Annotated in this window: 11 protein-coding genes; 3 read left to right on the top strand and 8 right to left on the bottom strand. The window is 57.9% G+C overall.

Features of this window, described 5'->3' with window-relative positions:
• Nucleotides 1–8 precede the first annotated feature (8 nt).
• Nucleotides 9–2282 carry a sensor domain-containing diguanylate cyclase gene (locus tag NLU14_RS11235; protein ID WP_275706470.1) on the bottom strand — a complete coding sequence of 758 codons (2274 nt, stop codon included), beginning with the start codon at nt 2280–2282 and terminating at the stop codon, nt 9–11.
• A gap of 165 nt (nt 2283–2447) precedes the next feature.
• Between NLU14_RS11235 and NLU14_RS11240 the strand changes: the two genes are divergently transcribed.
• Nucleotides 2448–3404 carry an HAD-IIA family hydrolase gene (locus NLU14_RS11240; protein WP_275706472.1) on the top strand — a complete coding sequence of 319 codons (957 nt, stop codon included), beginning with the start codon at nt 2448–2450 and terminating at the stop codon, nt 3402–3404.
• Nucleotides 3405–3432: 28 nt separating this feature from the next.
• Here the strand turns inward: NLU14_RS11240 and NLU14_RS11245 are convergent, their stop codons facing one another.
• The 6 genes from NLU14_RS11245 to NLU14_RS11270 form a co-directional block, all read right to left on the bottom strand.
• On the bottom strand, nt 3433–4476 hold the full coding sequence (locus NLU14_RS11245) for an ABC transporter substrate-binding protein (protein ID WP_275706474.1): 1044 nt from the start codon (nt 4474–4476) through the stop codon (nt 3433–3435).
• On the bottom strand, nt 4473–5243 hold the full coding sequence (gene potC, locus NLU14_RS11250) for a spermidine/putrescine ABC transporter permease PotC (protein ID WP_275706476.1): 771 nt from the start codon (nt 5241–5243) through the stop codon (nt 4473–4475). Before potC ends, NLU14_RS11245 begins: the two co-directional genes overlap by 4 nt.
• Nucleotides 5240–6100, bottom strand: coding sequence for a spermidine/putrescine ABC transporter permease PotB (gene potB / locus NLU14_RS11255; RefSeq protein ID WP_275706478.1), 861 nt, complete (start codon nt 6098–6100; stop codon nt 5240–5242). Before potB ends, potC begins: the two co-directional genes overlap by 4 nt.
• Complete coding sequence (gene potA / locus NLU14_RS11260; protein ID WP_275706480.1) at nt 6093–7220, bottom strand: spermidine/putrescine ABC transporter ATP-binding protein PotA; 1128 nt, start codon at nt 7218–7220, stop codon at nt 6093–6095. The genes potB and potA overlap by 8 nt, the downstream gene beginning before the upstream one ends.
• A complete protein-coding gene (locus NLU14_RS11265) occupies nt 7217–8287 on the bottom strand; it encodes a TRAP transporter substrate-binding protein (protein ID WP_275706482.1) in 1071 nt (356 codons plus the stop codon). Before NLU14_RS11265 ends, potA begins: the two co-directional genes overlap by 4 nt.
• A 103-nt stretch (nt 8288–8390) precedes the next feature.
• Nucleotides 8391–10067 (bottom strand): methyl-accepting chemotaxis protein, encoded by a 1677-nt coding sequence (locus tag NLU14_RS11270; RefSeq protein ID WP_275706484.1) that lies wholly within the window; start codon nt 10065–10067, stop codon nt 8391–8393.
• 266 nt (nt 10068–10333) lie between these two features.
• Here NLU14_RS11270 and NLU14_RS11275 point away from each other — a divergent pair, with 266 nt between their 5' ends.
• Nucleotides 10334–11719: a CHAD domain-containing protein gene (locus tag NLU14_RS11275; RefSeq protein ID WP_275706486.1), complete on the top strand. Its 1386-nt coding sequence runs from the start codon at nt 10334–10336 to the stop codon at nt 11717–11719.
• 6 nt (nt 11720–11725) lie between these two features.
• On the opposite strand, the gene rarD is transcribed toward NLU14_RS11275, so the two are convergent.
• A complete protein-coding gene (rarD, locus tag NLU14_RS11280) occupies nt 11726–12616 on the bottom strand; it encodes an EamA family transporter RarD (protein ID WP_275706488.1) in 891 nt (296 codons plus the stop codon).
• A 194-nt stretch (nt 12617–12810) separates the two neighbouring features.
• Here rarD and NLU14_RS11285 point away from each other — a divergent pair, with 194 nt between their 5' ends.
• A complete protein-coding gene (locus NLU14_RS11285) occupies nt 12811–13542 on the top strand; it encodes a sulfite exporter TauE/SafE family protein (RefSeq protein WP_275706490.1) in 732 nt (243 codons plus the stop codon).
• Nucleotides 13543–13547: the final 5 nt, after the last annotated feature.

Genomic DNA, 13547 nt, shown 5'->3' on the forward strand with positions numbered 1-13547 from the left:
CCCGCACATCAGGAAATCTCGACCCGATCCCGGCCCGCTTCCTTGGCCCGGTAGAGTGCCCGGTCGGCCAGGCCCAACAGGCTGTCCGGGGAGTCGCTGCATTCGGGCCAACTGGACACACCCACCGATATGGTGACGTTTCCCAAACCAAAGCCCCCATGTTCCACAGGCATGGCGCGAACCGCACGGGCGAGTTCGCTTGCCTTGTCGTAGGCGGCTTTGGCACTGGAGCCAGCCATGATGATGACGAACTCCTCGCCGCCGAACCGGCATACCACATCGCTGTCGCGGAAATGCCGTGCCAGCATATTCGCCACGGCTTTGAGGGCGGAGTCTCCGGCTTCGTGTCCGTGGGTATCATTGAACCGCTTGAAGTGGTCGATATCCACAATCAGCAAAGACAGGGGTTGGTCACTGCGCAGGGCAACGGCGGACTCGTGCTCCAATAGCTGATCGAAATAGCGGCGGTTCTTCAGGCCGGTCAGCGCGTCTTCATAGGAATACTTCTGCAAATCTTCGCGCAGGCTGATGCTTGAGAGCGCTATACCAATTTTCTGCACGCCCTGACTGAGCGCCTGAAACAGCCGGGCGGCCCCATAATCCGTGCCGTCGGCGGCAAATTCTTCCGGCACTTCCACGAACAGCAGGGCCATGGTCACCTGCCCCTCGGTTGCGGACTGCAGGTTAATCCACAGGCACAGCGAACCGTCCACGCCCTCCTGCCATTCCGACCAGGACTGATCCGCTGCTTCACTGTAACGGGCTGGTACCTGACTGTGTGGCGGCGGACCGTTGGGGGTCTCTATATAGGGTGGAGACTCAGGCTCCCCCGCGTATCCCCAACGGGTCAATAACTCGTAGGCCTGGCCGTCATCCACCCGCTTATAGAGTGTGCCTCTCAAAGGGCTACAAAGATCAGGCAGCCGGCGCGACAGCACGTGGAACGTCTGGTTCAGGCTGATGCAGTCCTGCAGTTCGGCAATGATGTCATTCAGAACCCGGGTTTTCTCGTTTTCAAACGTCAACAGGCGAACCCTGGCCTGTTCACGGCGGGCCAGCGCCTCGGCCTTCTCGGTCCTTTCGGCAACCTGTTGCTCCAGGGAAAGGTTCAGGCGATGCAGCGCCTGCTGTGTGCGGGCGTAGTGCCACAATGAAATCAACACAACCGCCAGCGAGAAAATCAACGTGCCCCAACTGACCGGTACCCGCCACCAGGGAAGGACACCATGAGCAACCGCCATGTCCAGGACCAACAGAGAACAGAACACCCCATAGGCCGCGAGTATCACCTGTTGCTCGATCTGCAGATGACGGAAACGCCTTGTCACCACAATGAAGACGGCGGTCAGCGAGACGAGCAGCATCGCATCAAACACCGGGAAGGTTGAGGAAAGATTCACCAAACCGGTCAAGGCAAGACCGATGGCCGACACTGCGTAGACCAGATGTATTTTCCAGACCAGATTGATCAGCCAGGGACGATGATCCGCGAACCACTGCTCCAGCAACAAGGCCATGGCCACCGGCAACATGTAGTAGGAACCCGCGGCCAGATAATCCCACAGCAGCGGCACATTCCAGAGCAATTGACTGGCCTGGCTGTCAGCCAGCAGCATCAGCGCCGAAGACAGAGAAAACAGGGCGATGCTGGCAAAACTCTTTTTATCGGTCTGCAGCAGCGCAAAAATGAGGGTAAGCAGCGCTATCAGCGCCGAGAACCCCGAAATAACCAGTGCTTCCAGGGAGTTTTTCAGTATGAACATGGTGAGCTCAGGGCGTTCCATGATGGCCACCTCGCCCCAAAGGCCGATATCGGTGTAATCGGAGAAAACCCGGAAATAAGCCTGTTTACCCCCGAACCCTTCCGGCAACGGGATGGCATGCCATGGCCAGCCTTCGAACCGGCCCCGCCCCACATCATCGAAGGTGCCGTACTGGTAGATAGTTTCACCATCCAGCCAGACCTGGACAATCAGGTCCACGCTAAAGATATACAGTACCGGGTCCCGCCACTCCCTTTCAGGCAGGGTAACCCGATACCACACGTGCTCACGCCCGTCCCGGCCCGGTGGGTTGGAGGGAAAACCAATCGCCTGCCATTGCTCGGGCTCCCCAGCAAAAATCCATCGGGGAACACCATCGTCTGTTAACGGCGAATCACCCCAGCGGTACTCCCAGCCTTCTTCCAGGTCAACTGCTGCCAAAGCTGCGGGCGAGACCAAAAAGCTCAGCACAATAAGGAAGATCAGGCTTCCTGCCTTTGAGGGGTACAGCATCTGCATACAGTAACTGTGCCTGTCGCTTTGGAATACAGTAGTTGCATTATAGAACACCCGTGCCACTAAACTCTCTCAAGGGCACGACAAATACAAGCTTTTACTGCACCAACGCGGTGGTGGCATCGGCGCGGGTTTCCGCGAGGGTATGCCAGGCGGTACTCTAGGCAGATGACTGATACCCATCCGACATCTTATAAAGGCGTTATCCCCACCCCTACCTGGGCCTTCCGGCAATACGAACGAATCCGGCGCTGGCTGCCGGATGGTTTACCAGCGGAACAACAACCTCGACCGCAAGCGTTGGATAATCTGGCGCCATTGGCCGATCAGTTCCAGGTCTTTGTGTTTGACGCCTTTGGTGTGCTCAACGCGGGCCCCAGGGCCTTTCCCGGGGCCATTGAGCGGTTCCGGGCATTGCAGCGGATGGGCAAACAGGTTCAGATTCTCTCCAATGCCGCCACCGCCAGCCAGCCCAGACTGGTGGACAAATACCGGCGCATGGGGTTCGACATCACACCCGATCAACTGATCTCAAGCCGATGGCTTCTGGAACAATCCCTCAACGGCAGAGTGCGGGAAGGTAACTGGGGCGTGATTGCCCCGGAGCAATCGGAGCCCGGCACGCTGCCTATCCACTGGCATCCCGTCCGGCCACCGGTCAACGGGCAGCTGAAACGGGAACTGGACGCCTACGACGGCCTGGTCATGCTGAGCAGTGAAGGCTGGAACGAAGAGATGCAGTCGGCTCTTGAAGCCAGCCTGAGCGAACGGCCAAGACCCCTGGAAATCGCCAATCCGGACCTGGTGGCACCCCGTGGTGACTGCCTGACCCTGGAGCCCGGGTTTTTCGCGCACCAGGCGCGGGAAGCCAGTGGCGTTATGCCAGAGTTTTATGGCAAGCCCTACGCCCCGGCTTTTCGGGCGGTGTTGGAGCGCTTTGTTGAGGTACCACCGGAACAGATACTGATGGTAGGGGACACCCTGCACACGGATATTCTGGGCGGGCAGAATGCCGGTATGAAAACCCTGCTGGTCACCGCCGAGGGATCACTGCAGGGCATGGACATACCGGACTGCATTGCACAGTCCGGCATTGCACCGGATTTTATCGCCCCGGAAATCTGAAACCGGGGCGATTTTCTCCGGGGAGTGATTACTGCCCGGACTTCAGCATTTCCCAGTATCTGGTGTACACCTGCATGGCGTCATCACCCACGTCTTCCTGGAATTCGGCGTTGGTGAGATCTTCCGGTGTCGGGTAGCTGGTGCGGTCGTTGGCCACTTCATCGCTCAACAATTCGCGGGCCGCCAGGTTGGGTGTGGCATAGCCGATGTCTTCACTGATCAGTGCGGAAATTTCCGGTTTCATGACGAAGCTGATGAACTGGTGGGCGGCGTCTGCATTCTCGGCATTCTTGGGAATCACGAAGCTATCCAGCCAGACAATGGTGCCCTCTTCAGGATAGACGTACTCCAGCGAGGGCATGTCTTCCTCGCCCATCACCGCTTCACCGTTCCAGATCATGCCGATATCGGTTTCACCTTCCAAGTAGGGCATCCTTGGCGCGTCCGAGTTGAAAGTACGCACCGACGGCATCAGTTCGGTCAGTTTTTCGTAGGCTTCCTCAATCTCGTCCGGGTTGGTGCTGTTGCCGGAATAACCGAGCACCCGCAAACCGATGTGGAATACTTCGCGCATGTCGTTGGTGAGCATCACGCGGCCCTCATATTCTTCATCCCACAGGTCCGCCCAGGCCTTCACTTCATCGCCATCGACGTCGCTGGCATCGTAGGCAAGGCCGGTGGTGCCCCAGAGGTAGGGAACGCTGTATTCGTTGTCGGGGTCGATATCCAGGTTGGTCAGTTCCGGGTCCAGCTTTTCGAAGCCTTCTATTTTGCTGCGATCAATCTTCTCCAGCAGGCCCTCTTCCCGCATCTTGTTGACGTAGTAGGTGGAAGGCAGCGCCAGATCGTACTGGCCGCTTTCATCGAGCAGTTTCAACCGCGCGTACATGGCCTCATTGCTGTCGTAGGTGGTGTAGACCACCTGGATACCGGTTTCTTCCTCGAAGCGGTCCAGTACTTCCTGAGGCATGTATTCGGACCAGTTATACAGGTTCAGTACCTGCGGTTCTTCCCGGGAACCGCAACCGGTCAGGGTCGCGGCCACCAGGCCTGCCAGCGCCAGTCTTTTCATCGTTTGCTCCTTGTCAGTATCCATTGGGACAGCATCAACATCGTCAGGGAAAATATCAGTAACAGGGTGCCCAGGGCATTCACTTCGGGTTTCAGGCCCACACGCACCATAGAATAGATGCGCAGCGGCAGAATTTCATAGCTGGGGCCACTGACAAACGTGCTGACCACCACGTCATCCAGGGACAGGGTAAAACCCAGCAGCCAACCGGCCAGCAAGGCTGGCATGATAACGGGGATCAGTACCGTGCGGGTCATGGTAAAATCACTGGCCCCCAGATCCCGCGCCGCTTCGGGCAGGCTTTCATCGAACCCGCTCAGCCTTGCCATTACGGTTATCACCACGAACGGCAGGCAAAAGGTTACGTGGGCCAACAGCAGGGAGACAAACCCCAGTTGCAGACCCACCAGCAGGAACAGCGCCAGCAGCGAGATAGCCAGCACGATCTCCGGCGACATCATCACCACAAACAGCATGCCTCGCAGCATGCGCTTGCCACGAAACCGATACCGGTGAAGGGCCAGGGCCGTCAACGCACCGATGATGGTCGACACCGTGGCGGCCGACAGGGCCAGCCACAGGGAATTCCACATGGCCTGCACCATGGCGTGGTTGTTGAACAGTGACTCGTACCATTGAAGACTAAGCCCGCCCCACCGGTAGCCGGTGCGGGAATTGTTAAAGGAAAACACCACCAGCACCAGGATGGGCAGGTAGAGCAAGACATACACCAGAGTGAGGTAAGTTTTCGGCAACCAGCGGCTCACGTTTGCGCCTCCTCCCCCAGCCGCCGCTGGCTGAGCCTGTGGGCGAACAGCAATACGGCCATTGCTACCGTCAACAGGATGCTCGCAGCAGCACCGAAGGGCCAGTCCCGGGCATCCAGGAACTGGTTCTTGATAACGTTGCCCACAAGCAGGTTACGGGCGCCACCCAGTATGTCCGCCACAAAGAACAGGCCCATGGCTGGCAGCAATACCAGCATCACGCCAGCCAGTACACCCGGCAGAGTCAGGGGTACTGTGACATGCAGGAAAGTTGAAAGTTTACCCGCTCCCAGATCGTGCGAGGCCATCAACAGTTCCTGCCTGAGATCCTCAAAAACCGAGTACAGCGGCAGGATCATGAACGGCAGCAGCAGGTACACCAGCCCGATAATCACCGCGCCTTCGGTGTAGAGCATTTTCAACGGCTCGTCGATAAGCCCCACGGCCATCAGCGCGTTGTTGATCAGCCCGTTGGTGGCTAAAAGCAGCTTCAGTGCGTAGGTACGCACCAGGGAATTGGTCCAGAACGGCACGATCAGCAAGAATATCAGCAGAGTCTGGCGCTGTTTGCCCAGGCCGGACAGGGCCCAGGCAAAAGGATAGCCGATCAACAGGCAGAAAAAGGTGGTCATGCCCGCCATATAGAGGGAGTTGAGGAAGACATCCAGGTACAACGGATCAAACAGTTGCCGGTAACTGTCCAGATTCAGCGGCAACGAAAGAAAGGTGCCCGGATCCCGGGTCATGACGCTGGCACCTACCACCAGCAGGTTGGGGATGAGTACCAGGAGCAGCAACCAGCCCCAGACCAGAACCAGTACGGCGGTTTTGAAGGGCTGCTGTAACACCCTATGCATCCGTGGCCAGCCCTTCTGCCTCTTCGTTCACCGGTTCCAGCTCCACCGGCAGCAACCACTCCCAGCCATCCACCCAACTGACCCGTACTGCCTCTCCCAGCCTGTAATCGAAGGCCGGATCGTCTTCGTCAAAGAATTCGCTGGCCAGCACCTCGGTGCCATCCTCAAGGTGAATCACCGAATCCAGTGTGCTGCCCTTGTAGTTTCTTTCAACGATCTTGCCGGCCAGGCCCTGCTCGTCCTCCGGCGCCAACACACGAATATCCTCCGGGCGCAGCAGCACGTTGACCTGTTCACCCTTGCGCACCGCGAACGTCGGTTTCTGCAGCGTACGGCGCAGGCTCAGGATATCCAAGGTGATGGCGCTTTCATCAACAGAAGCCAGATAGCCGGGGAACAGGTTGGCCTCGCCCACGAATCGCGCTGTAAAGAGGTTGGCAGGCCGTTCATAGATTTCCCGGGGCGTGCCCAGTTGCTGAACCTCACCGTCTTTCAGCACCACCACCCGGTCCGACATGGACAAGGCTTCTTCCTGGTCGTGGGTGACAAACACGAAGGTAATGCCCAGTTCCCTCTGCAGGCGCTTCAGTTCCGCCTGCATGGTACGGCGCAGCTTGTAGTCCAGGGCAGACAGAGGCTCATCCAGCAACAACAGTTGCGGGCGTTTGACCACCGCACGGGCAATAGCCACCCGTTGCTGTTGTCCACCGGACAACTGGTGCGGCTTGCGGCTTGCGAATTCCTGCAATTGCACCATTGCCAATACCTCATCCACCCGCTGGCGTATTTCATCCTTCGGCCGCTTCTCCATTTTCAGGCCATAGGCGACGTTGTCGTACACCGACATATGGGGAAACAGCGCGTAGTTCTGGAACACGGTGTTGAGCGGGCGATGCTCAGGGGCGGCATGGGTAATGTCGTGGCCGGAAAGGATCACCGACCCGATGTCCGGCTGCTCGAAGCCCGCTATCAGCCGCAGCAGTGTGGTCTTACCACAACCGGACGGGCCAAGCAGCGTGATGAACTCGCCGTCCAGGATATCCAGGTCCAGCGAGTCCAGCACGGTTTTGCCGTCGAACGCCTTGGAGACGTTCTTCAGGGAGAGTAGCGTCTCTTTCATTCACCCGAAACGCTGTTGAGGTAGGCCTTGTCGGAGATGTTCGTCCACTGCCGGACCTGTTCCAGGTACTCCTGCTGTGAAGTGATAATTTCCCTGGCCAACTCGTCCTTCTTCGCCTCTTCCGCCAGCAGCTTTTCGGTAGCCTCTCGCAGGGCGTCAATGACCTCCGGCGGGAAGGTCTTGTGGGTTACGTCCGGATAATCCTCCTTCATGCGATCCCAGGCCACGCCACTTGCGTGCGTGCTCTGGATATACATGTCGTAGGCGGCAGTGCGCATGGAAACCCGCAGGATTTCCTGCAGTTCTTCGGGCAGCTTATCCCAGGTTTCCTTATTGATCAGGAATTGCACTTCCGCGCCCGGCTCCTGCCAACCCGAGTAGTAGTATTTTGCGATCTGGTGGAAACCCATCTGGAAATCCAGTGCCGGGCCTACCCACTCCAGGGCGTCAATCGTGCCCCTTTCCAATGCGCTGTACAGCTCACCAGGAGGAATATTGGTGACGGCGACACCCACCTCGGACATCACTTCGCCGGCAAACCCGGGCGTACGCATTTTCAGGCCCTGGAGGTCTTCGACACTTTCGATTTCCTCACGGAACCAGCCACCCATCTGGTTGCCGGTGTTACCGCCCGGAAACGACAGCAGTCCATGGGGCCGATACACCTTTTCCATCAATTCCATGCCATCGCCGTAGTAAAACCAGGCGTATTGCTCTTGCGCGAGCATCCCGAAAGGCACGGTGGTGAAGTACATGGCATTGGGAATCGAGCCCTTGTAGTAATAGGACGCGGTGTGCCCCATGTCATACTGGCCAGCCTTCACCATATCGAAGATGCCAAACGGCGCCTTGTGCTTGTTGGAGGAATCAATCCGGAACTGCAGGCGGCCACCGGACATTTTCTCTGCCATGGCGGCCATGTTGCGGGGTGTTTCGCCCAGAATCGGGGAATTGGGCCCCCAGGTTTCAGCCAGGCGGATAGTGTAGGTTTCCTGGGCTGCCAGAGACGTGGACGCAAAGGACAACGCCAGGGCCAGGGCGGTCATGAAAGTTTTATGTATAGTCATAATTAGGTCAGGTTCCGTTTTTTATAGTGGTCGGATCAGATCGACCTCATCATAGCTTGCTGGCCGGCTGACGCCAATCGTCAACCGGCCAGAAGCAACGAATCTATACCTTGAACTGGCCTACCAGCTCACGCAGGCTTTCACCCAGTCGTGCCAACTCGTGGCTCGCTTCGTTGGTCTGGGTAACGCCGGTATCGCTGCGTTGCGCGGCATCCACGATACGCACCACGTTCTGGTTGATCTCCTCGGCCACCTGGCTTTGCTGCTCTGCGGCGGTGGCTATCTGGGTAACCTGATCGTGAATGTGCCCCACGGATTTCTCGATGGTGCGCAGGGCATCGGTGGCATGGTTGATACGCTCAACGGTTTCACTGGAGCGGGTGCGGGAAGCATCCATCCGCTCCACCGCTGCGCGGGACTCGGTCACGAAGCCATCAATCATGCCGCGAATCTGGTCGGCGGATTCGGCGCTGCGTTTTGCCAGCTGCCGCACTTCGTCAGCCACCACCGAGAAGCCACGGCCGTGCTCGCCAGCACGGGCAGCTTCAATGGCGGCGTTCAGGGCCAGCAGGTTGGTCTGGTCCGTCACCGCGTGGATCACATCCAGCACCTGGGTAATCTCGTCGGTTTTCGACGCCAGGTTACTGATGCGGGTAGAGCTTGATTCTATCTCTTCCGACAACTGGTTTACCGACGCCTGGGCGTTGGCGATGGTCTGCCCACCGTCCCGCGCGAGCCTGTCGGCATCGGAAGCGGCACCTTCCACCGAGTTGGCGTTACCGGAAATCTGCTGGATGGTCGCCGCCATTTCATTGATTGCCGAGGCAATCTGGTCGGTTTCTGAGCCCTGCTCCTGCACCGAGGCACGGGTTTCATTGGCGACTCGGCTGAGTTCCTCGGCAGCGGATGCCACCTGGTCGGTCGTGGCCCCCACTTCACGAATGGTGTCCTGGATTTTCACCACAAAGGCGTTGAAGCGACGGCCAAGTTCCGCAAGTTCGTCGTTGCCTTCATCCGGCAGGCGGTGGCGAAGATCCCCTTCCCCCTCGGCAATATCCTTCATCATGGCAATGACTTTGTTCAGCGGATTGGTGACGGTACGGCCGACAAAGATGCCGATAAGCAGTGCAATGATCACCACGACCACTGTTACCAGAACAATAAAGCCCAGGGTCTTTGCAATCTCTTCTTCAATATCGGCACGGGCGGCAGCCACCACTCTCTCAACATCGGTGACATAAACACCGGTGCCAATCATCCAGTCCCAGCCCGGAATAATGGTGGAATAGGATACTTTGGGTTCCACCTCGCCGGATTCCGGGTTCGGCCAGTCATATCCGAAAAAGCCCCCTTCCTCGGCGGCATCGAACAGTGACCGCACCAGTTTTTGTACATCCGGATTCGTAGTGGGGCCTTCCCGCGAAGGATCCGGCGCGTAGGCGAGGTTCTCCAGGTCCCGGGCATAGGCAAATATGTAGTTACCGCCCTCAAACGTGATCGAACGCAGACGGTTCCTTGCGGCTTCCTGAGCCTCTGCATCCGACAATTCCGGGTTGTTCTTTGCCTCCATAACGATGGAGCGGGCTGTGTCCACCAGGTTCTTCAACCCTTCCTTGCGCCCTTCAAGCAGGCTTGCTTCCAGGCGTTCAAGTTCAGCCTCACCGCTGTTTTTGATCTGGGCAATTGTAATCCAGGCAAGGGTTGCCGCCGTAATAAGTACGGGAATAAGTACACCCAGCAAAAGGCGGGAACGAATGCGGAGCCGGCTCAGCAGTGTCATCAGGGTTTACTCCGTAAAAGATCAAATGTTGAACGCGATTATCCACAACTAAAGGCTGTGGTGTGTTCCAGTTTGTAAAACCAGCGTGTAAGGGATTGGGGTGTAACGCTGCGGCGATGTCACAACTCATTCATGTATTTGCTTTTATTGTTTACAGTGGTATCGGCCAGCAGGTTAAAGACTTGAGCCAGCGTTAGACCAAAGGTCTAACCCCTAACTTCGGATCCATCAAGCCAGGCACCGCAAAGCCTGCGCCAGGGGCACGGATGAAACACCTCTATCTGATTCGCCACGCCAAATCCAGTTGGGCCGATGACAGCCTTCGCGACCACGAGCGCCCGCTCAATAACCGGGGCCAGAAGCAACTGGGGCCGATGAGTAAAGCGGTTCTTGCCGAAGGAGCTCTGGACGGGCCGGTATTCTGCAGCAATGCCATCCGCGCCAGGCAGACACTGGAAGGCCTGATACCGCGGGACCTTCGCAAAGCGGCTTACATAGCGCCCGTGCTTTATACCTTCAACCACGAGATACTGATCGACTGGTTGCGTGGCCGGGAAGACGAGAGCATTACACTGATTGGCCACAATCCGGCCCTGGAGGAGTTAGCGGGCTACCTGCTGAAACATCCGCCGGAAAGCTTTCCCACGTGCAGCTTTATGCACATTGCCTTGCCGATAAAGCGCTGGCACAAGCTGTCCAGGAACAAGGGCCGGCTGGAGCAGTTCCTGACGCCAAAAGATGTCAGCTACGAACAGTTCGATCGCAAGCGCACGAAAGTCCGTACTGATGACGAGCCCCCTTTGGCCCGCCACATCCCCGAAGCGCTGCTGCGCCAGTATCAGCGCATGCGGGATCTGGAACCGGGCGTACTACGGGGCTACGACGACGAATTCCTGCATCAGTACCGCATCGCCATCCGCCGCAGCCGTGCCATTGCCGAAGCCATTGTTGAAATCAGTGGCGACTCCGATCTGCGCAAGGCCGTCAAGGTACTGAAAGGACATGCGCAGGCCACCAGCCATCTCAGAGACCTGCACGTGTTCCTCGGCGACCTGGCCCAGTGGCTACTGGAAGAGAAGACGCAGGCGGCATTGGTCAGCTCCGGCGCCCGAAGCCATTTTGCCAACCTGACGAACGTTGAACACCAGACACTCGCCAAGCGACTGAACAGCAGGAAGTATCAACGGGACATGGATGATTGGCATCAACTGATCACGTCCCGCCATCTGGCAAAAATCACCCGCAAACTGGCAACCGGGGATATCCGGAAAGCGCTGAATACACGTATGGACCGCTACAACTCCCAGGTCCGGCAGTTGAATGACCAGTCCCCGGACGAAAACTTTCATGCCCTGCGCAAACAGCTGAAACGCATACGCTACCTGGCCGAACTGGACAAACCGACGTTCCGCGACATGCTCAGGCCGTTAAAACACCGCCAGCAACGGTTCGGCGATTTTCAGGACCTGCATGTACAGATCGAAATGCTGCTGGCTTTTCGAGACAGCATCGCCACAGAACCCGACATGCTGGAACCGGTGGCTGGCCTGAACGACCTGATCTCAAGCCTGGCCGAGGAGAAAACCCGCGTGCGGGAGGACCTGTTGGCCCTTGGAGGTATCGAGGAACACCTGTTCAATGAGAGCCAGTGACCTTAGCTACGCAGAGCGCTCCCGCCCAACCCAGGCGGACCAGGAATAAAGCCCCAGCGCCACCCAGATCATCGCGAAGCTCAACAGCTTTTCCCCGCTCATGGGTTCATTGAACACAAACAGCGCGATAAAGAACTGAAGCGTGGGATTGATGTACATCAGGAAGCCCACGGTGGCCAGCCGTAGTCGGCGCGCGGCGCCAGCGAAAAACAGCAGGGGGATGGCGGTAACAATGCCGCTGGACATCAGTAGCAGCATGGTGGTTGTGCTGTCGTTGAAGTGGGATTCACCGGCGGCACCCAGCAACCCGAGAGCCAGCAGACCCACTGGTAGCAGAAGCAGTGTTTCCACGAACAGGCCCGAGAGACCATCCAGTTCCACCTGTTTGCGAAGCAGGCCGTAAGTGCCGAAGCTGAAGGCAAGCACCAGGGTTATCCAGGGCACCACACCCAACAGGAAAAGCTGGTAAAGGATGGCGATGGTCGCCAGTGCCACCGCCACAATCTGCAATCGGGAAATAGTCTCCCGCAGCACCAGCATGCCCAGCCCCACATTCACCAGCGGCGTGAGGAAATAGCCCAGGCTTGCCTGGAGCACATGCCGGGTTTCCACGGCATAGATATAGATACCCCAGTTCAGGGCAATAAACACGGCGCACCCGAATACGAAGCCAAGCTTTTCAGGGTGCGCCAGCGCCGCCATGATAGGCTTCCAGCGACCGAGAAAGCTCACCACAATGGCCAGGAACACGCAGGACCAGACAATACGGTGAATCAGCACCTCGTAGGAAGGCACCCCTGCAAAAAGGGCAAAGTACAGCGGGAAGGAGCCCCAGATGGTGTAGGCCGCCAGGCCGTAGCCAACTCCCTTCGCAGCCTCAGGCTTGGCAGGCTTCACAGGCAATATGCCTTGTATTCCCTGCGGCTACCGTCGAGGCAATAATCCGTGGTGACCTCTGCAACCATCTGGTTTTCCTCTTTGTCGTGTCTTTCGTGCCGTCGTGCCGGGTAAATCGTTCATTTTAACAGTTTTAGTTGCCCCGCCGCTGTGATATCAACACTCATCAATTCACTTGTTCGAGTAACCCGATTGTGACTGACCTTTCCCTGCTGCAGATTATCCTTGCCAATACAGCCCTGCTGGCTGGCGCCTGTTTGCAGGGTGTGGCGGGTTATGGCATTGGCACACTGGCGGCACCTCTGCTGTTTCTGGTCAGCCCCCTGCTGGTGCCAGCGCCGCTGGTTCTCAATGCCATGGTGCTGACCGTTTTCATGCTGGCCCGAAACCGGGGCGCGCTGCAAATCCGCGAGGTGCGCTTTGCCATTGGTGGCGGTGTTGGCGGCATGGTCCTGGCCGGGATCACGCTGATGCTGATTTCACCCACCGGGTTTGAACTGATCTTCGGTGTTCTGATCCTGATCGGGGTGCTGCTGAGCGCAGGCGGATTGCGGCCTGCGCTGAATGCCCGCAACAGTGTTCTGGCCGGGGCTGCCTCAACCTACATGGGCACCATAACAGCTGTTGGCGGGCCGCCGATTGCGCTCATCTACCAGAACGAGAAAGGCCCGTTGGTGCGGGCCAATATGTCGGCATTTTTCCTGGTGGCTAGCTTTTTCAGTATTGCCGCCCTGGTGACCTCCGGTTATCTCGGGCAACGGGAACTGCAGCTGTTCGCGGTTACCTTCCCAGGCATGCTGATCGGTTTCTGGCTGTCCGGAAAACTGGTCAACCGCATGCCGTTTGACGGCCTGCGCCCGGTCATTCTTGGTATCGCCGCCATCGCCGGTGTAGCGGCGCTGGTTCGCGGCCTGATATCACTGTGACTGTC

Source organism: Marinobacter iranensis, from assembly GCF_029207565.1.
Classification (GTDB): domain Bacteria; phylum Pseudomonadota; class Gammaproteobacteria; order Pseudomonadales; family Oleiphilaceae; genus Marinobacter; species Marinobacter iranensis.